Origin of the sequence: Phytohabitans kaempferiae, from assembly GCF_042433955.1 — a bacterium.
Classification (GTDB): domain Bacteria; phylum Actinomycetota; class Actinomycetes; order Mycobacteriales; family Micromonosporaceae; genus Phytohabitans; species Phytohabitans kaempferiae.
Map to the genome: position 1 here is coordinate 143921 of NZ_JBHLUH010000061.1, position 18307 is coordinate 162227.

Here is an 18307-nt window from a genome sequence, read left to right on the forward strand (position 1 = left end):
ATGCGATGGCGGACGACAGCGTTCGCCGCCGCGGTCACCCTGGTCGGGATACCGGCCGGAGTGGCAGTCGGCGGCGGCACGGTCACCGCGGCCGGGGTCGGTGCGCTCGCGCCGGCGCTCGCGGTCGCGGTGCTGCTCGCCCGGCGGTGGCCCCTCGCCGCACTGCTGGTCTCCTGGGCCACGGTGGTCGCACACCGTACCGCCGGGCTCGTCGAGGTGGGCTGGGTCTGGCCGGCGTCGGCGGCCTTCGCGCTCGCCGTCGTGGCCGGGCGGGCGGGCTGGGCGTACCTCGTCGGGGCGGTCGGGGTCGCGTTCGCCGCGAACTGGGAGTGGAGCGTCGCCGGACACCAGCCCGAGTGGGTCGCCGCGCACGTCGGAGTGGAGGCGTTGTGGCTCGCCGTGGTGCTCGCCGGCGCCACCGCGTACCGGGACCGGCGGCGCTGGCAGGAGGAGGCCGCGGCGCGCCTGCGGCAGGCGGAGCACGAGCGGGAGGTGGATTCCGCCCGCCGCCGCGCCGAGGAGCGGGTACGCGTCGCCCGCGAGGTGCACGACGTCGTCGCGCACACGCTGGCCGCGGTCGGCGTCCACCTCAACGTCGCGCTGGACACGATCGAGACCGAGCCGGCGGAGGCGAGGGCCGCGCTGCGCCTGGCCCAGGACGTGCGGGGCGCCGCGATGGCCGACCTGAAGAGCCTGGTCGGGGTGCTGCGGGACGGCACCGCGCCGGTCGCCGGCCTCGACGGCATCGACGATCTCGTGCGGCGGTCGGGGCTGGCGGTCACGCTCGACGAGACGGGCGACCGGGGCGGCGTACCGGCGCCGGCGTCGCGCGCCGCGTACCGGATCGTGCAGGAGGCCCTGACCAACAGCGTGCGGCACGGGGCGGCGACCCGCGCGGACGTCGTGCTCCGGTACGGCCCGCGCGAGCTGACCGTCGCGGTGACCGACAACGGCGCCGCCGCCGGCGATGCGGTCCGCGGCGGCGAGGGGCACGGCATCCTCGGGATGCGGGAGCGGGTCGCCGCGCTCGGCGGCACGCTCACCGCCGGCCCGGCCTACGGCGGCGGGTTCACGGTCCGCGCGACGATACCGACGGAGGTGTGACGTGGCCGTCACCGTACTGCTCGCCGACGACCAGCACCTGGTGCGGGCCGGGTTCCGCAGCCTGCTGCGGCGCGACCGGGACATCGCGGTCGTCGGCGAGGCGTCCACCGGCGACGAGGCCGTCCGCGCCGCACGCGCGCTGCGGCCGGACGTCGTACTCATGGACATCCGCATGCCCGGCCTCGACGGCATCGCGGCCACCGCGCGGATCGTCGCGGACGCGGCGCTGCCCGGCTGCCGGGTCGTCATCCTCACGACCTTCGAGACCGACGAGTACGTCTTCGCCGCGCTCGCCGCCGGCGCGAGCGGCTTCCTCACCAAGGAGGTCGACCCGGAGGGCCTGCGTCGCGCGGTGCACGTGGTGGCGGCCGGCGAGGCTCTGCTGTCGCCGAGCGTCACGCGGCGGGTCATCGAGGAGTTCGCCCACCGGCCCGTCCCGGCCGGTGACGACGGGCGCCGGCTTGCCGTGCTCACCGAGCGGGAGCGGGAGGTCGTCCGCCTGGTCGCCACCGGTCTCGGCAACGACGACATCGCCCGCCGCCTGGTGATCAGCCCGCTCACCGCCAAGACCCACGTCACCCGCGCCATCGCCAAGCTCGGCGTGCGCGACCGGGTCCAGCTGGTGATCCTCGCCTACGAGACCGGCCTGGTGCGGCCCAACGAGCCTCGCTAGCCCGCGCCGGCCGGCGGCTCCGCCGCAGGCGGCTCCGCCGCAGGCGGCTCCTTCTCCGGCGGGTCGGCCGCTGGTGGTTCGCCGGGCGCGGGCGGCGTGGGGGCGGTGACCGGCAGGATGAGAGCGCTGACCGGGACCAGGGCGTAGCCCGGTGGCACCGGGTAGACGGACGGGTACACCGGTGTCTGGAGTGGCGGTGGCTGCTCCGGCCGGTAGTAGCGGTTCGACGGCGGCACCAGCAGGAGGACGGCGATGGCGACCGCCATCGCGATCGCGGCGAAGATGAGGATGGGGATGAGGATCGCCAGCCCGGAGGTGGGGCCGGCTGACTCGAGTTCGTAGAGCTTGTCGTAGAAGGGCGAATCCCCGGGCAGGAACTCCTCCTGCTCCAACTCCTCCGGCTCCAGGGCCAGCAGCGGGACCATCGCCAGTGTCCCCGCGCCGCCGGCTACGCCGCAGCACAGCAGCGGGAAGCCCGCGCCGACGCAGGTCAGGATGCGTGCCACGTTGCTGCCGGAGCGGACCGGCAGGGCCGTCGCCGCGAACAGGGCCAGCAGGGCGATCGCCGGCAGTCCGGTCATCACGGCCCATTCCACATTGAACGCTCGTTCCATGCTGACCTCGTCCGGGTCGGCATTGGTCAGCTCCGCGGCCCGGTCGATGAGGCCGCTGTAGGCGACCGCGTCCACCACCATCAGCACGGCGAGCACCAGCAGCACGGCGACCAGGCCAAGCTGAAGACGGAACGCCACGGTCACGGTGGCCGGACGAGGCCGCGCGGCCGGCGGCGGACTCTCAGCGGGGATGATCACGGCCGGACAGTACCGGTCCCGTGACCGCCTGTCGTCAGCTCTACGGCCGAGGTGCCCTCACGTATCCTCCCGGGGCAACCAACCGCGAGTCTGACGAACCACGGCCGCTGGCCGGAGTGCCGCGGCGCGGCCTCGGCACCAGCTTCGCCCGAATCCGGGCGGCGGGAGCCGGCCGCGAGGCGGCGTGAGACCATCGCGCAATGGATTCTGGGCGGACGGCTGGGCAGCCCTCGGGAGGTCGCGCGGGTCCGGCGGCGCCGGACTTCGACCGGCTGCTGGCCGACGGGTACGCGCACGACGCCAGCTACCTGCGGCCCGGCTGCGTGGCGACCGCGCGGGTCGTGCCCGGTGACCGGCTGCGGCTCCCGACCGGCCGGCTGGTGGCCGCCGAGCCGTTGGCGAACGGCTACCCGTTCACCCAGACCGTCCCGCCCGGCGACTACCCGGTCGAGGTCGTGCTGGCGCAGTACACCGACCAGGGCCAGCCACGCGGCGCCGTCTCCTTCACCGAGGTGGCCGCCGCCCGCGTGGTCGTGCGCCCCGAGCCGGCACACACCTGGCGCCTGGCCCTGCACGACGGCCAGGACGCCGCGGACCTGGCCGAGGGGGAGATCTTCGGCTACCCGGTCGACGGCGGCACCGGCTCGTTCGGCTCGGTCGAGGTGTTCCAGGCGCTGGTGGACGACGACGAGGCCCGCGACGACCTGATCGCCGACGCCTCCTTCGACCGCGACGAGCCATCCGTGACCTACACGCACGAGGAGACCGGCACCAACCTGGTCATGTTCACCTCCGGCGGCGGCGACGGCGTCTATCCCACGTGGGTCGGCTACACCGCCGGCGGCGAGGTGACCTGCTTTCTCACCGACTTCGGCGTGCTCACCTGACCGATGGACCTTCTCGTGGTGGGCGGCAGCGGCTTTCTCGGACTCGAGATCACCCGCCAGGCGCGGTGCCCGCGAGTTCCTCGCACGCACGGGCGAGGTGACCGTTGAGCGGTGACCCGACACCGGTGCTGTGGGTCTGCGGCCCGCCGGGGGTCGGCAAGACCACGGTCGCCTGGGAGGTCTACGCCGGACTGGCGGCCGCCGGCGTCGAGGTCGGCTACGTCGACATCGACCAGTTGGGCATGTGCTATCCCGAGCCGGCGGGGGATCCGGGACGCTCCCGCCTGGCGGCGGCGAACCTCGGCGCGGTGGTGGCCGGCTACCGTGCGGCGGGCGCCCGTGCCGCCGTCGTGTCCGGTGTGGTCGATCCGGCCCGCGAGGCACACGCCGATCCGATCCCGGGCATCGCGTTGACCACGTGCCGGCTGCGCGCGAGCGCCGACGACCTGGCCCGGCGGCTCGTCGCCCGCCAGGGCCACCGCGACACCGTCGCCCAGGCGCTGGCCGAGGCCGAAGCCCTGGACGCCAACGACATCGGCGACGTGTGCGTCGAAACCAGCGGCCTGCCGGTCGACCAGGTCGTCCGCCTGGTGCGGGAGCGCACCGCCGGCTGGATCGCCAAGACCGCACCGGCGCCGGATGGCGGAGCGGCCCCGCCGCGAACTTCGGCCGGCGCCGCCGGTGGCCCGATCCTCTGGCTGTGCGGCGCGACCGGCGTCGGGAAGTCCGCCGCCGGCTTCGACCTCTACCTGCGGCACGTGCTGGGCCGGCAAATCCCCGGCGCCTTCGTCGACCTCGACCAGATCGGCTTCTACGGCAGCCGAGTCGACCACGAAATGCGCGCCGGAATCCTGGCGGCCATGTGGCGAACCTTCCGCGCCGCAGGGGCCCGGTGCCTCACCATGGTCGGCCCCGCCGAGGACGCCGCGGCGATCACGGTGTACGCCCGGGCGCTGCCGGCCGCGACCCTCACGGTGTGCCGGCTGCACGCCGGACGTGACGAGCTGACCCGCCGCGTCATGCTCCGTGGCCGGGGCGGCGCCTGGGCACAGCCGGGCGATCCGCTCAGAGGGCGGCCCGCCGAGCGCCTGTCGGCCGCCGCGGACCAGGCCGCGGCCGAGGCCGAGATCCTGGAACGTGCGGCGGTCGGCGGCGTACGCGTCGACACCGACCGGCGTACCGTCGCGGAGGTCGCCGACGCGATCGTCGCCGAGACAGGCTGGCCGAACGCGGCCGGCGGTGACACACACCGGCCACCGAGCCACTGACGCGGCGGGCGTCAGCGTCCGGCTACGACGGTCGAGCCCCAGCGAGCGTGGCACCGAGGGCGTCGCGGGCGTGCACGTGCGCGGTGGCGAGGGCGTCCGCGGCGGTGGTGAGGATGTGCGGTTGGACGACGTGCGGGCGGTGGCGCGCCGGTACGCGCCGGTTCGGTTTGGGGTCACGGGGACAGCTCCAGATGGGGATTGCGGGACGCGACCTCGGGCCGGCATTGTGAGAGCGTTCTCACGCTTCTAGCTGGTTGTGAAGATGACTATCAATACGCAGAAATCGGGTCTGTAAAAGGCAATGTGGTTAACTGAGCCATTCGGATACTGGATTGGTGGAGTCGGATCTGAGAGCGCTCTCAGGCTCGCGTGGTCCCCGGCCGCGCACCCGCTGGGCCCGCGCGCGAGGGTCGAGGCGGGCCGCGTCGGGACGCTGAGCGACCAAACAGGAACGCCGCGCATTTTCCCGCGCCTCGGGGCGGCGGCTCGGCCCACCGTCCACAAGGGCCGAAGCTCGCCGGCGTGACCTGCGGAAAGAGCGGGAAGGCGCGGATGTCCATCCAGGCGGTCTACATTCGATACCCCGCGGGCGTTCGGGGGCCGGCCGAAGCGGCTAGGCTGCGTGCGCGATCGACGCCGAGCAAAGGGTGGAAGGATGCGGCGTGACTGACAACTCCTCAGGGGTGGCCGGCGAGAGGCCCAAGATCGATTCGAGTGTCGCGCACTCGGCCCGGGTCTGGGACTACTGGCTCGGCGGCAAGGACAACTACGCCGCCGATCGGGAGGCCGGTGACCAGATCCGGCTCGTCCTGTCGGACGTGGTGGAGGCCGCCCGCGTCGACCGTGCCTTCCTGATCCGCGCGGTCCGCTATCTCGTCGCCGAGGCCGGGATCCGCCAGTTCCTCGACATCGGCACCGGCCTGCCCACCGCCAACAACACGCACGAGGTGGCCCAGTCGGTGGCGCCCGACTGCCGCATCGTCTACGTCGACAACGACCCCATCGTGCTGGCGCACGCCCGTGCCCTGCTGGTGGGCAGCACGCTCGGCGCGACCGACTACATCGACGCCGACGTGCACGACCCTGACGCGATCCTCCGGGCCGCCGCCCGGACGCTCGACTTCAGCCAGCCGATCGCGATCATGATGTTGGGCGTCATGCAGTTCGTCATGGACGACGAGGCGGCTCAGACGATCGTCAAGCGGCTTGTCGACGCGGTGCCGTCCGGCAGCTACCTGGCGATCGCCCATCCGATCAGCGGGGTCAGCGCGCCGCTGGACGAGGCCGTGCGCCTGTGGAACGCGACCGGCTCCGCGCCCCAGACGCTGCGTGCGCCCGACCTGGTGGCACGGTTCTTCGACGGCTTGGAGCTGCTCGATCCCGGCGTGGTGCCGTGTCCACAGTGGCGGCCCGACCCGCACGAGGCCGACGCCGACCGCGACGTCGCCCCGTGGCGGGTCTCGGCCCTCGGCCGCAAGCCCTAGACGATCTATTCCAACGGAATAGATTTGGGCTGCCGCGATACTCGTCGTGGTCCGCACTGCTTTAGGCGTCCGCTGTCCGGACGCGGGGCCGTTTCCATCCGGAAGCAGGTCAATCCCAACCTCGACGCGCTCCCGGCTCGGGCCGCTGTGCGTCCGTGGCGATTTCTTGACCCCAAAGAGCCTGTTGCAAAATCGTCAGATTCGCGCGAACTGAGGGTCGCGCTAACCCTCGCTGGCCGCCGTTCGACGGCCAGCGACCGATACAGCCGTGTTCTTCTCGACACTCACTGTGATCGAGCAATTTTGCAACAGGCTCCACAGGGGCAACTTTTCGCCACGGACGGACCCGACCTCATGGTCTGGAGTGCCGGCCGCCGACCTGGCACCTCGCCTACAGGCAAAACCTGCGCGGGTCCGCCTCGGCGAGCACCTGCCCCGGTGGGAAGCGCTCAGGAGCCGCGACCGTACGCCTGCCGAGGATCGGGAGATCGCCGTGCTGCAATGGTCGGCCGACTTCGCTGACCACGACCGGGCGCTTCCGCTCGCCGAACAGCAGGCCACGCCGTGGCTGGGCATCAACCACGACTGCAACGCCGCGCTGAACGCGGAGGCAAAACGCTACGTGGCCGGTGCCGAGCTGGCCGGCAGTGCCGAACGCTGGACATCCCCACGCTCATCGTGCACGGCGACCACGACATCCGCCCCGCCTGGGCGGTCGACTCGCTGCACCACGCGCTGCCGCGCGGCGAGCGCGTCACGCTGGCAAACGCCGGGCACGTGCCGTGGGTGGAGGCGGCCGACCAGTTTCGCGAGGCCGTCACCACGTTTCTGCGGGTGAACACCGCGCGCAACGACCCGCCGCCCAGACCCTGAGCGACCCCGAAAGGTCAGGTCTCAGGCCGCCGACCCGGCGGGCGCGCCCAGCTTGGGCTTGGACATCGCCAGGCAGAGGGGTGCGCAGAGTGCCACCACCACCGCCGCGACGGTCGCGGACGCGGTGATCGCCGAGCGGTAGTCGCCGCCGCCGAGCTGGCCGAAGAACGTCGCGGCCAGCAGGGCGACGCCGAGCCCGCCGGCGAACTGCTGGCCGGTGGTGATGATCCCGGACGCCGAGGCGGCGTGGTGGGCGGGCACCTCGGCCATGTAGAGCGTGGTCAGGGCCGGCATGGTGAGGTTGACGCCGGCGCCGATCAGCGCCAGTCCGGGCAGGATCGCCCAGGCGCTGACGTCGGGCGTGCCGAGGGCGGCCGGGATCAACGCGGCGACGCCGGCCGCGATGACCAGGCAGCCGAGGCCGACGGTGAGCCGGCCGAGGCGCAGCGTGAGGCGGCCCATGAAGGGGGCGATCGGCAGCGACCCGATCGGTATCGCGACCGTCACGAGGCCGGCCAGCAGCGGCGAGAAGCCCAGGCCGTCCTGCATCCACAGGGCAAGTACGAGCAGCAGCCCACTGAACGCGCCGAACGCGACCAGCTGGATCACCAGCGCGGCGCCGACCGTGCGGACGCGGAGCAGGTCGAGCGGGAGCAGAGCCGACGACGACGGTGCCGCTGACTCCCCGGTCCGCTCGGGCCGGCCGCGCCCGTGCTCGGCGAGTGCGAGCAGCACGACCGCCGCCACGCCGCCGGCCATGCAGGGCCAGGTCCACCACGGCCAGCCGAGCCGGGTCCCCTCCAGCAGTGGCGCGATGATCGCGACCAGCCCGACGGTGAGGACCAGCGCGGCCAGCGGCTTGGGGCGTGCCGCGCCCGGTGCCCGCGTCTCGGGTACCCACGCGGCGCCGAGCGCGGCGATCGCCACCGCGACCGGGACCAGGACCACGAAGATCGAGCGCCAGCCCAGACCCGCCAGGTCGGCGCTGACGAGTACGCCGCCGAGCAGCAGCCCGAGCGCTTGGGAGAGGCCGGAGACGATGCCCAGCACGCCGAAGACGGCGGCACGTTCGCGGGCGTCGAAGATGGTGTACACCGTGCTCAACACCTGCGGCGCGATCCCGGCCGCGGCGATGCCCTGCACGATCCGGGCGCCGATCAGCGTGCCGGTGCCGGGGGCGACCGCGCAGGCCAGGCTGGCCAGGGCGAAGAGCGCGACCGAGGCGAGAAAGACCCGCTTGCGGCCGATCTGATCGCCGAGCCGGGCCGCGGTGATCAGGCTGACCGCGAACGCGAGCAGGTAGCCGGCCGAGATCCACTCCAGCTCGGCCGGGCCGGCGTCGAGGGCGCGACCCATGGTGGGCAGCGCGACGTTCACGATGGTCACGCTGACCAGGTCGACCATGAAGGCCGCCAGGAGGACGGCGACCGCGAGCCACCGCCGCGGATAGGGCGGTGGCGGTGCTGGCCCGTCGGCGCGGACCGGCGGGTTGGGAGACGTGCCGGTCGCCTTGGCGGTCATACGCTCACCTCTCGTGGCCGTAGAATCTCGGTGGAACGACAAGAGCTGACATGCAACTTGTCGTCGCACCGGTTATGTCGGTCTAGCGACATAGTCGGTGCGACGACAGTTTAGGGAGGGGGATCCACGATGGCAACCGAGGGGGCGTCCCCACGCGTGCCCGGCGAGCTCGAACGCGCCCTCCGGCGGACCGTCGCGGCCACGACCCGGACCGACCACGCCGCCGCCGCGCGGGCCGGGCTCACCCTCAGCACCTGCTACGGGCAGGTGCTCGACCTGCTGCTCCTGCACGGACCGCTCTCACCGAGCCAGCTCTCCAAGCTCAGCGGCATCACGTCGTCCGGCACGATGACCGGCTCCATCGACGCGCTGGAGCGGGCGGGCTACGTGCGCCGGGTCCGCTCGGTCACCGACCGGCGCAAGGTCGTCGTCGAGCTGGACGAGGAGCGGCTGCGGCGGGCCACCTCGGACCGGGCGCGCCGCATCGCCGCGCTGGTGCGCGACTACGACGAGGAGCAGAAGGCGACGATCGTCGACTTCCTCGATCGGCTCACCCGTGCCGAGTCCGCCGACCCGCCCGAGACCGGCGCCTCCTGACTTCGCCGCCGCCCTGAGCCGGCCGTCTCAGGGCACGCGCCCCCGCGGGGACGCGGTGGCGCTCAGCCGGACCGGCGCTGCCGGCCCGGGCCGGTGTCGGCCATCGCGGCGATCAGGTCTTCCCGGGCGCGGGCGACCCGGGACCGGATCGTGCCGACCGGGCAGTCACAGACCGCGGCGGCCTCGATGTACGAGAGCCCCAGCACCTGGGTCGCCACGAACGCCTCCCGCCGCTCGGGCGCCAGCGCGTCGAGCAGGTGCCGCAGCACCACGCCATCCTCGACCGCGAAACCACCGGCCGCGCGCGCCTCGGCGACCGCCTGCCAGTCGTCCAGCGCGGCGTGCCGCGGCCGGGCGGCGACCGTGCGGCGGTGGTCGACCACGACCCGCCGGGCGATCACGAACAGCCACGTGATGGCCGTGGAGCGGGCGGCGAAACCGGGCAGGCTGCGCAGCGCCCGCACGTACGTCTCCTGGGTCAGGTCGTCGGCCTCGCCCGGCCCGGCCAGGTGCGCGACGAACCGCCACACCTGCTGCTGCGTGGCGCGCACGAACTCGGCCGCCGCGGCCTGGTCGCCCTGGCCGGCGGCGAGCGCCAACTCGGTCGTCCGCGTCTCGTCGTGCACGTCGCCTCCCCCGGAACGCCTCGACAGGTAGTCGGCCGGCACGCCCGCCTGGTTCCCGGGCATTTTGAGAAATCGGCCGGAACCAATGGGCGCCGCTGCCCGACTACCTCCCTGGCGCGTGCCGACCTCGCGACGCGGGCCGAGCAGGTCCTGGAGTACGAGGCCCACGGCACCGCCTGGGCCACCTGAACCCGACTGGAGGCCGTCCTTGTCGACGATCACCGACCCGCTCCCCGAGCCCGCCGCGGTCGCGGCGCCACCTCGGGCCGCGCCCGCCGGACGGCGGCGCTCGATCGGGCCACTGGTGCTGCGGCTGCACTTCTACGCCGGCGTACTGGTCGCGCCCTTCCTGGTCGTCGCCGCGCTGACCGGGCTCGCCTTCGTCTTCACCCCGCAGCTCGACCGCATCGTCTACGCCCACGAGCTGAGCGTCGAACCGGGCGACGCGCCCGCCCGCCCGCTCGCCGAGCAGGTCGCCGCCGCCCGCGCCGCCCACCCCACCGGCGACCTCGCCTCGGTCTTCCCGGCGGTGGAGGCGACCGACACCACGCGCGTGGTCTTCTCGGTGCCAGAGCTGGGGGAGAAGCAGCACACCGTGTACGTGGACCCGTACACGAACGAGGTGCGCGGCACGCTGGTCACCTGGTTCGGCGAGACGCCGCTGATGACCTGGCTGGACGACCTGCACCGCAACCTGCACCTGGGCGTGGTCGGGCGGCACTACTCGGAGCTGGCGGCGAGCTGGCTGTGGGTCGTCGTCCTCGGTGGACTGTTCCTGTGGCTGCGTCGACAGTGGACCGGTCGGCGCAAGCTGCGCCGCACCGTGCTGCCCGACCTGTCGGCGAAGGTGGGGGTGCGCCGCACCCGTGGCTGGCACGCGGCCACCGGCGTCTGGCTCGCCGTCGGCCTGCTCGCCCTCTCCGCTACCGGACTGACCTGGTCGCGCTACGCCGGTGCCAGCTTCGACGTCGTTCAGGACGGCTTCAACGCGCACAATCCGGTGCTGGAGACGGCGTTGCCCGGCGGCGCCGAGCCATCCGGCGGGGCCGAGGGCGGCGGCCACCACGGCGGCACCGCGAGCGGCGGTGGCGGCGTCGATCCGTCCGATGTGGAACGCGTCGCGCTCGCCGCCCGCGCGGCCGGCCTGGACGGCGTCATCGAGGTCACGCCCGCCGGCGAGCCGGGCACGGCGTGGGTCGTGGCGCAGGACGACCCGAGCTGGCCGACCGGCTGGGACCGCGTCGCCGTCGACCCGGACACCGGCGAGGTGGTGGCGCGCAGCGACTTCGCCGACTGGCCGCTGCTGGCCCAACTCTCCAAGCTGGGCGTCGCGTTCCACATGGGATTCCTGTTCGGCGTCGTCAACCAGATCCTGCTCGCCGCCCTCGCCGTCGGGCTGCTCTGCGTGATCGTGTGGGGCTACCGGATGTGGTGGCAGCGCCGACCGACCCGCGCCGACCGCGCCGCGCCGCTCGGTGCCCCGCCGCCCCGGGGCGCGTGGCGGCAGATCCATCCGGTGACCGCCATAGCCGTGCTCGTCGTGGCGGTCGCGGTCGGCTGGGCGCTGCCGCTGCTCGGCGTGACGCTCGCCGCGTTCCTCCTCTTCGACCTCGCGCTCGGCGGGGTCCACCGCTGGCGGGCCCGGCGCGCGGTGCCCACCTCACCCGCGCCTTCCGGGGGCTGAGCCGGCGGCGCCGGGCGCTTCCGCGTGGGGAAGCGCCCGGCGCACCTCGGGCCGGGCCGCCGTCCTCAGAAGTCCTCGTCGAACCCCACCGTCCCGGAGACCCCCACCTGGTACGCGGAGACCCGGCGCTCGAAGAAGTTGGAGAGCTCCTGCACGTCCTGCAACTCCATGAACGCGAACGGGTTCGCCGCGCCGTACCGGGGCGGGAGGCCGAGCTGGGCGAGCCGCCGGTCGGCGACGTGCTCCAGATACGCGCGCATGTCGGCCAGCGACAGGCCCGGCACGCCCTGCCCGAGCAGGTCCTCGGCGAACTGCGCCTCGCACTCCACCGCCTCGGCGAGCATGTCGCCCACCTGCGCCGCCATCGCGTCGTCGAAGAGGTCCGGCTCCTCCCGGCGGACGGTCTCCACCACGTCGAACGCGAACGCCATGTGCATCGACTCGTCGCGGAAGACCCAGTTGGTACCGGACGCGAGCCCGTGCAGCAGCCCGCGTGAGCGCAGGAAGTACACGTACGCGAAGGCGCCGTAGAAGAAGAGTCCCTCGATGCACGCGGCGAAGCAGATGAGGTTGAGCAGGAACGCCCGCCGTTCGTCCCGTGTGGACAGTCGGCGCAGCTCGAAGACCGAGTCGATCCACCGGAAGCAGAACTCGGCCTTGCGTCGGATCGACGGGATGTTCTCGATGGCGGCGAACGCCTCGTACCGCTCCTTCTCGTCCGGCACGTACGTGTCCAGCAGGTTGAGGTAGAACTGCACGTGCACCGCCTCCTCGAAGAGCTGGCGCGACAGGTACAGCCGGCCCTCCGGGGAGTTGACGTGCTGGTAGAGGTTGAGCACCAGGTTGTTGGCGACGATCGTGTCGCCGGTGGCGAAGAACGCGACCAGCCGGCCCACCAGGTGCCGCTCGGCGGGGGAGAGGCGCGCCAGGTCGGACAGGTCACTGTGGAGGTCGATCTCCTCCACCGTCCACGTGTTCCGGATGGCGTCGCGGAAGCGGTCGAAGAAGTGCGGGTAGCGCATGGGCCGCAGGGTCAGGTCCATGCCGGGATCGAGCAGCATCACTGGCAAGCCTCACAGGTCTCGGGGTTCTCCAGGGAGCAGGCGACCGCCTCCGCGCATGGGGCGGTGATCGCCACGGTGGCCTGCTGGATCCGGGTCGCCGGGCGGGAGCGCAGGTAGTACGTGGTCTTGAGGCCGGCCTTCCACGCGTACAGGTACATCGAGGAGAGCTTGCCGATAGTCGGCGCGGCCATGAAGAGGTTGAGCGACTGCGACTGGTCCACATAGGGCGATCGCGCGGCGGCGAGGTCGATCAGTGCCCGCTGCGGCAGCTCCCACGCGGTGCGGAACAGCTCGCGCACCTCGGCCGGGAGCGCGGCGACGCCCTGCACCGAGCCGTCCGCCCGCTTGATCTCGGCCCGGATCGCCTCCGTCCACAAGCCACGGTCCTTCAGCTCGCGTACCAGAGCGTTGTTGATCTGAAGGAACTCTCCGGAGAGGGTCTCGCGTTTGAACACGTTCGACACTTGCGGTTCTATGCATTCGTAGCAGCCGGCGATCGACGCGATCGTGGCGGTCGGCGCGATCGCCACGAGCAGCGAGTTGCGCAGGCCGTGCGCGGCGACCCGGGCGCGCAGGGCGGTCCACCGCTCCGCCCGCGCGGGCTCGACGCCCCACAGGTCCGGCTGGAGGTCACCCTTCGCGGCCCGGGTCTCCGGGTACGCCGGATGCGGTCCGGACCGCTCGGCCAGCTCCGCCGAGGTCTCCAGCGCGGTCAGGTAGATCTCCTCGGCGATCCGGGTCGACAGCTCGCGCGCGGCGGGGGAGTCGAACGGCAGCCGCAGCGCGAAGAAGACGTCCTGGAGGCCCATCACGCCGAGTCCGACCGGCCGCCACCGGGGGTTCGACGCGGCCGCCTGGGCGCTGGGGTAGAAGTTGATGTCGATCACGCGGTCGAGGAACACCACCGCCGTACGCACGGTCGCGCGCAGCCGCTCCCAGTCGATGCCGTCGGCGAGCACGTGCTGGGCCAGGTTGACCGAGCCGAGGTTGCAGACCGCGGTCTCACCGTCCGAGCTGACCTCGACGATCTCGGTGCAGAGGTTGGACAGGTGGACCACGTTGCCGGGCGCGCCGGTCTGGTTGCAGAGCCGGTTGGCCGCGTCCTTGAACGTCATCCAACCGTTGCCGGTCTGCGCGAGCGTGCGCATCATCCGCCCGTACAGGTCGCGCGCCTTGACCGTCTTGACGGCCTTCTTCTCCGCGACCCGGTAGGCGTCGTCGAACTCCGCGCCGAACAGGTCCGGCAGCTCCGGAGCGTCGGACGGGTCGACCAGCGACCACTCGCCGTCCGCCTCGACCCGTCGCATGAACTCGTCCGGGATCCAGTTGGCCAGGTTGAGGTTGTGCGTGCGCCGGGCGTCCTCGCCGGTGTTGTCCCGCAGCTCCAGGAACTCCTCGATGTCGGGGTGCCACGGCTCCAGGTACACGCAGGCCGCGCCCTTGCGCCGCCCGCCCTGGTTGACCGCCGCCACGCTCGCGTCCAGCGTGCGCAGGAACGGCACGATCCCGTTCGAGAGCCCGTTGGTACCCCGGATCAGCGCGCCCCGCCCGCGCACGCGCGACCAGGCGATGCCGATCCCGCCGGCGAACTTGGAGAGCTTGGCCACCTGCGCGTACCGCTCGTAGATCGAGTCCAGCTCGTCCTTCGGCGAGTCGACCAGGAAGCACGAGGACATCTGCGTGTGCGCGGTGCCGGAGTTGAAGAGCGTCGGCGAGCTGGGCAGGTACGCCAGCGAAGACATCAGCCGGTAGAAGCCGACCGCCTCGGCCGGCGTACGGGACAGCCCGCACGCGACGCGCAGCAGCCAGTACTGCGGCGTCTCCACCACCAGCCGGGTCTCCGGATGCCGCAGCAGGTACCGGTCGTAGACGGTGCGCAGACCGAAGTACTCGAAGCGCAGGTCGGCGGTGGCGTCGATGGCGTCGTCGAGCTTGCGGGCGTTCGCCGCCACGAACGCGGCCGTCTCGTCGCCGATCAGTCCCAGCCCGTGGTTGCGCCGCATCGCCTGGCTGAACGAGGCGACCTGCTGCCCCCGCACCTCCTTGTCGATGTACCCGGCCAGCAGGCGTGCCGCCAGGCGGGAGTACTGCGGCTCCTCGCCGATCATGTCGGCGGCGGTCTGGATCGACAGGCGGTCCAGCTCGGCGGTGGTCGCGCCGTCGTACAGGCCGCTGATCGTCTTGGTCGCCACGCGCAGCGGGTCGATGTCCGCCAGGTCGTCCGCGCACCGCTCGACCGCCCGGACGATCTTGTTGACGTCGACCGGCTCGGTGTCGCCGTTGCGTTTGCGGATCCGCATCTGGTGCCGCCGTGGCGCCGGTGCCGCGCTTTCGGCGACCTCCGGCGTGGACTCGGTGACCGTCACTACTCTCTCCTCGCGAGCTCGGTCCACACTGGTCCGGGCACGCGGAGACGCTGACGATCCACACCGTGGAGTCGATGGCGCCGGCCGTCCCGCGCGACCTCGGACCGCCACGCACGGGATGTGCGTGGCACGCTGGCAGGTCTTCGGACTCGCGGGCCTGAGCCCCGGTCACGGAGGACGGGGTCGCCTACTGGCCGTCGCTTCCCAGGCCGCGCGGGCCCAGTGCGGATGACGGCGGTCGTTCCCACTTACCGCTGCGGGGCAGTCCCGGACTCACACCGGGTTCCCTCTTGCCTCGACCGGACCGGATGCCCGCTCGAACCAGCTGCGTGGCACACCATATCTAGTGGGTCGCCATGATGCACGTACCAGATGTCGTGTCGTCTGCGCCGTGTTTCCGGATCAGTCGGGCAAATCACCGTATCTTGGACGCTCGTCGGGCGTTGCTCACAGCGTGCTCGTGGAACGGGACCTCACCCTCAGCTTCGGCGGCTTCAAGTACCAGTGCCGCGTCGCCGAACAGCCAGAGCCGGTCATGGCACCGGTGCTGCTGATCGGCGGCGCCTTCCAGGACCGGCACTCCTGGGCCCGGCACCAGGCCCGCCTCGCCCCGCACGCCACGGTCGTCACCGTCGACCTGCCCGGTACCGGCTGCGCCGACCCGCTGCCGGCCAGATACGGCATCGAGTTCCTCGCCGACGCCGTGCACGACATGATCACCGAACTCGGCCTGCCGGCGCTGAACATCATGGGCGGCTCGTACGGCGGCACCGTCGCGTACCGCCTGGCCCAGCGCCATCCCGCCGCCGTGCGCCGGCTGCTGCTCTGCGGCACCGCGCTGCGCGTCCCCGAGCCGACCCGGACCCGTGCCCAGGCCACCATCGACCTGCTCCGCGCCGGCGACCGGGAGGCGTTCGTGCGCGAGACGGTCGCGCTCTTCCTCAACGGCGACCCCGCCGCCACCGTCCACCGCCGGCTGGCCGTCACCCGCCTGCTCGAACACCAGTTGCGCACGCTCACCCCGGACGAGGCGGACAAGTACGCCACCAACACCGAACGCGTCCTCGCCTGCACCACCGCCGACGTCGGCCCGCCGCCGAGCTGCCCGCTACTGGTCGTCACCGGCGAGCACGACTCGCTCACCACGCCGGCGATGTGCCGCGCGCTGGCCGACGCGTGCCCCGACGGCCGCTTCGTCGCGCTGGGCCACGCCGACCACCTGATGCCGGTGCAGCGGGCCGGCGAGTTCGCCGACCTGATGCTCCGCCACTTCGGCGGCCTGCCGACCGACGACCTCCCGTACGGCGTCTACTGACGCGCCGTCCACACCGGTCCCGGCCGGCACGGCGGCCAGATCCGCTACGAAGGACCGGTGTCGGTGCGCAAGCGGATCGCCGGGTTCAGCCGGCGGGATGTCCGAGTGTCTGGTCGTCGACACGGCGGAAGCACCTTGTCCGTGTACTACTGTCCGTGGCGTGGAGGAGCGCCACGGTGGCCTTGTATACCAGCCGTTGACCTTGGCGCGGCTCGGGGGGTGAATCGAGGTCACTGCGGCAGTTCTGGTTCCCGTTCAACACCAGGGCGGCGAAAGCAGACGCGACTGTCCACGCTCCGGCAGCGTTTCGCCGACGGGGCGTGTACGTGGCCGCCCAGGAGTTGGAGGTCGCGCCCGCTCGGACCGACCTGGAGGGGGATGACCGGCGACGGCGAGGACCGGCTCGGCGACCGGCGCGCTGGATCCGATCCTGCTACCGGCGTGCCAGCACGCAGAACTCGTTGCCGTCGGGGTCGGCCATCGCGACCCAGCCGGCGTCGGCCTGGCCGGCGTCGATCCGGGTCGCGCCGAGCGAGAGGAGGCGGTCGACCTCTGCCTGCTGGTCGCCGTCGGCGGGGGGAGCGAGGTCGAAATGCAGCCGGTCGCGGCCGGTCTTCGGCATCAGCGGTGGGCCGCCCCACGTGATTTTCGTGCCGCCCCGTGGTGACTGGATCGCGGTCTCCTGGTCCTGGTCCCAGACCAGCGGCCACTCCAGCGCCTCGCTCCAGAAGTAGCCGACCTCCTGCGTTCCGTCACAGGCCAGGGCTCCGACGAAGCCGCAGCCGGCGAGGAAGTCGTTGCCCGGCGGGATGACGCAGAACTCGTTGCCCTCGGGGTCGGCGAGCACCACGTGGCCCTCCTCGGGGCGCTGACCGACGTCGATGTGCTGTGCGCCGAGTCGCAGCGCCGTGGCTACGGTCTGCCGCTGGTCCTCCGGGGATGTGCTCGTCAGGTCGAAGTGCATCCGGTTCTGGCCGACCTTCCGATCCTGGGACGGCACGAAACGGAGCCGGAACCCGATGTCGTCAGCGGGCGGAAGCGTGATGCCGTCCCGCGGGTCGTCGGTCAACTCCCGGCCCAGGACCTCGGACCAGAACCGCGCGAGCGGCAGCGGCTGGTGGGCGCCGAAGCAGAGCGCGAACAGTTGAGAAGCCATCGCCTGCCTGTCTCCGATCCGCTGGCTAACCCCCGTCGGCACTCGCCAGCCCTCGAACGGCAGCCTAGGGGGAGCCGGAGGCACTCGCAGCCGAGTTTCGGCCGCGGCCGGAAACGACCCGGGTCAGTGCGCGCGCCCCGAGGTGATCACGGTGGTGATGGCGGCGCTGACCGCGGCATTCGAGGCGGCGATGGCGGCGGTGGTGCCGGAGACCGCGGTGTTCACCGCCACGGCCCCCCAGTTGCCCTGCTCGAACTCCTTCGCCCGCTTGTAGACCTTGCCGGACCACCTGATCGCGGGGTGGAGACTCGGCAGGACGCCGCTCGCGGAGATCAGCGCGATCACGGCCGCGGTGCGCGCGTCGGGATCCTCACCCTCCTCCAGTACGGCGCGCACTTTCCGCCGAAGCTCCTCCTCGTGCCGCGCGTCGTCGACCGGCAGCCGTGTCGTGCGGAACAGGCCCAGCACGCGCCTGCTCTCCCGGCGGATGAGGCCCCGCTCGACAAGTCGGTCGACCACTGGCTGCCAGAGGTCGGCGCCGAGGTCCATGAGGACCGTCTGGACGTGCCGGGGACCCCCTTGCGCGACCTTGTCGTAGGCGGACTGGAGCAGGGGGTCGGGGAGCGGGCCATCCCCAGCGGCGCGGACCTTGGGGGAGCTGAGCCACGAGCCGCCCTGGTCGATCTCGACCCGGCCCCGGAGTGCGAGCTCGACGAGCACCGCGCCGCCGAGCGTGTAGTGATAGGTGCCGGCTCCCGTCACGGCCCCGGTCTTGTCGTCGAGCATGAGCAGCAGCACATCCTCGACGACCAGCATCTCGCCCAGCATGCCGTTTCCTCCTTCGCCTCCAGGTCGCCGGCCGCGCCCCTCCCTCGAT

At 72.5% G+C, this 18307-nt stretch carries 16 protein-coding genes and 1 riboswitch; of the genes, 9 read left to right on the forward strand and 7 right to left on the reverse strand.

Translation table 11 applies throughout. From position 1 onward, the window contains the following. Both ACFFIA_RS29595 and ACFFIA_RS29600 read left to right on the forward strand, forming a co-directional pair. Positions 1 to 1104: a sensor histidine kinase gene (locus ACFFIA_RS29595; protein WP_377256891.1), complete on the forward strand. Its 1104-nt coding sequence runs from the start codon at positions 1 to 3 to the stop codon at positions 1102 to 1104. Position 1105: 1 nt separating this feature from the next. Continuing rightward, entirely contained in the window at positions 1106 to 1777 is a 672-nt protein-coding gene (locus tag ACFFIA_RS29600; protein WP_377256894.1) for a response regulator, read from the forward strand. Here the strand turns inward: ACFFIA_RS29600 and ACFFIA_RS29605 are convergent. Next, positions 1774 to 2589, reverse strand: a complete 816-nt coding sequence (locus ACFFIA_RS29605) for a hypothetical protein (RefSeq protein WP_377256897.1) — start codon at positions 2587 to 2589, stop codon at positions 1774 to 1776. The genes ACFFIA_RS29600 and ACFFIA_RS29605 overlap by 4 nt on opposite strands. Before the next feature lie 200 nt (positions 2590 to 2789). Here ACFFIA_RS29605 and ACFFIA_RS29610 point away from each other — a divergent pair, with 200 nt between their 5' ends. The 4 genes from ACFFIA_RS29610 to ACFFIA_RS29625 all read left to right on the forward strand — a co-directional run bounded on the left by ACFFIA_RS29610 (position 2790) and on the right by ACFFIA_RS29625 (position 7101). Beyond that, positions 2790 to 3476, forward strand: a complete 687-nt coding sequence (locus ACFFIA_RS29610; protein WP_377256900.1) for a DUF4241 domain-containing protein — start codon at positions 2790 to 2792, stop codon at positions 3474 to 3476. 104 nt (positions 3477 to 3580) lie between these two features. Beyond that, positions 3581 to 4744 carry a hypothetical protein gene (locus ACFFIA_RS29615; protein ID WP_377256903.1) on the forward strand — a complete coding sequence of 388 codons (1164 nt, stop codon included), beginning with the start codon at positions 3581 to 3583 and terminating at the stop codon, positions 4742 to 4744. Positions 4745 to 5406: 662 nt separating this feature from the next. Continuing rightward, positions 5407 to 6228 (forward strand): SAM-dependent methyltransferase, encoded by an 822-nt coding sequence (locus ACFFIA_RS29620; protein WP_377256906.1) that lies wholly within the window; start codon positions 5407 to 5409, stop codon positions 6226 to 6228. Between the two features lie 678 nt (positions 6229 to 6906). Next, entirely contained in the window at positions 6907 to 7101 is a 195-nt protein-coding gene (locus tag ACFFIA_RS29625; RefSeq protein WP_377256909.1) for an alpha/beta fold hydrolase, read from the forward strand. 21 nt (positions 7102 to 7122) lie between these two features. Here ACFFIA_RS29625 and ACFFIA_RS29630 read toward each other — a convergent pair whose 3' ends face one another. Further along, entirely contained in the window at positions 7123 to 8622 is a 1500-nt protein-coding gene (locus ACFFIA_RS29630) for an MFS transporter (protein WP_377256913.1), read from the reverse strand. Positions 8623 to 8751: 129 nt separating this feature from the next. On the opposite strand from ACFFIA_RS29630, the gene ACFFIA_RS29635 reads away from it, so the two are divergent. Further along, complete coding sequence (locus ACFFIA_RS29635; protein WP_377256916.1) at positions 8752 to 9219, forward strand: MarR family winged helix-turn-helix transcriptional regulator; 468 nt, start codon at positions 8752 to 8754, stop codon at positions 9217 to 9219. A gap of 62 nt (positions 9220 to 9281) precedes the next feature. Here the strand turns inward: ACFFIA_RS29635 and ACFFIA_RS29640 are convergent, their stop codons facing one another. Further along, positions 9282 to 9908 (reverse strand): sigma-70 family RNA polymerase sigma factor, encoded by a 627-nt coding sequence (locus ACFFIA_RS29640; RefSeq protein ID WP_377256919.1) that lies wholly within the window; start codon positions 9906 to 9908, stop codon positions 9282 to 9284. Positions 9909 to 10053: 145 nt separating this feature from the next. On the opposite strand from ACFFIA_RS29640, the gene ACFFIA_RS29645 reads away from it, so the two are divergent. Further along, positions 10054 to 11529 carry a PepSY-associated TM helix domain-containing protein gene (locus tag ACFFIA_RS29645; RefSeq protein ID WP_377256922.1) on the forward strand — a complete coding sequence of 492 codons (1476 nt, stop codon included), beginning with the start codon at positions 10054 to 10056 and terminating at the stop codon, positions 11527 to 11529. Positions 11530 to 11594: 65 nt separating this feature from the next. Here ACFFIA_RS29645 and ACFFIA_RS29650 read toward each other — a convergent pair whose 3' ends face one another. Continuing rightward, entirely contained in the window at positions 11595 to 12590 is a 996-nt protein-coding gene (locus ACFFIA_RS29650) for a ribonucleotide-diphosphate reductase subunit beta (protein ID WP_377256925.1), read from the reverse strand. Continuing rightward, positions 12590 to 14893, reverse strand: coding sequence for a ribonucleoside-diphosphate reductase subunit alpha (locus ACFFIA_RS29655; RefSeq protein ID WP_377257289.1), 2304 nt, complete (start codon positions 14891 to 14893; stop codon positions 12590 to 12592). The genes ACFFIA_RS29650 and ACFFIA_RS29655 overlap by 1 nt, the downstream gene beginning before the upstream one ends. A 183-nt stretch (positions 14894 to 15076) precedes the next feature. Further along, positions 15077 to 15303: riboswitch (cobalamin riboswitch) on the reverse strand. Positions 15304 to 15413: 110 nt separating this feature from the next. Here ACFFIA_RS29655 and ACFFIA_RS29660 point away from each other — a divergent pair. Beyond that, positions 15414 to 16274, forward strand: a complete 861-nt coding sequence (locus ACFFIA_RS29660) for an alpha/beta fold hydrolase (protein ID WP_377256928.1) — start codon at positions 15414 to 15416, stop codon at positions 16272 to 16274. Positions 16275 to 16707: 433 nt separating this feature from the next. Here ACFFIA_RS29660 and ACFFIA_RS29665 read toward each other — a convergent pair whose 3' ends face one another. After that, complete coding sequence (locus ACFFIA_RS29665; protein ID WP_377256931.1) at positions 16708 to 17430, reverse strand: VOC family protein; 723 nt, start codon at positions 17428 to 17430, stop codon at positions 16708 to 16710. A gap of 123 nt (positions 17431 to 17553) precedes the next feature. Further along, on the reverse strand, positions 17554 to 18258 hold the full coding sequence (locus ACFFIA_RS29670) for a GOLPH3/VPS74 family protein (protein ID WP_377256934.1): 705 nt from the start codon (positions 18256 to 18258) through the stop codon (positions 17554 to 17556). Positions 18259 to 18307: the final 49 nt, after the last annotated feature.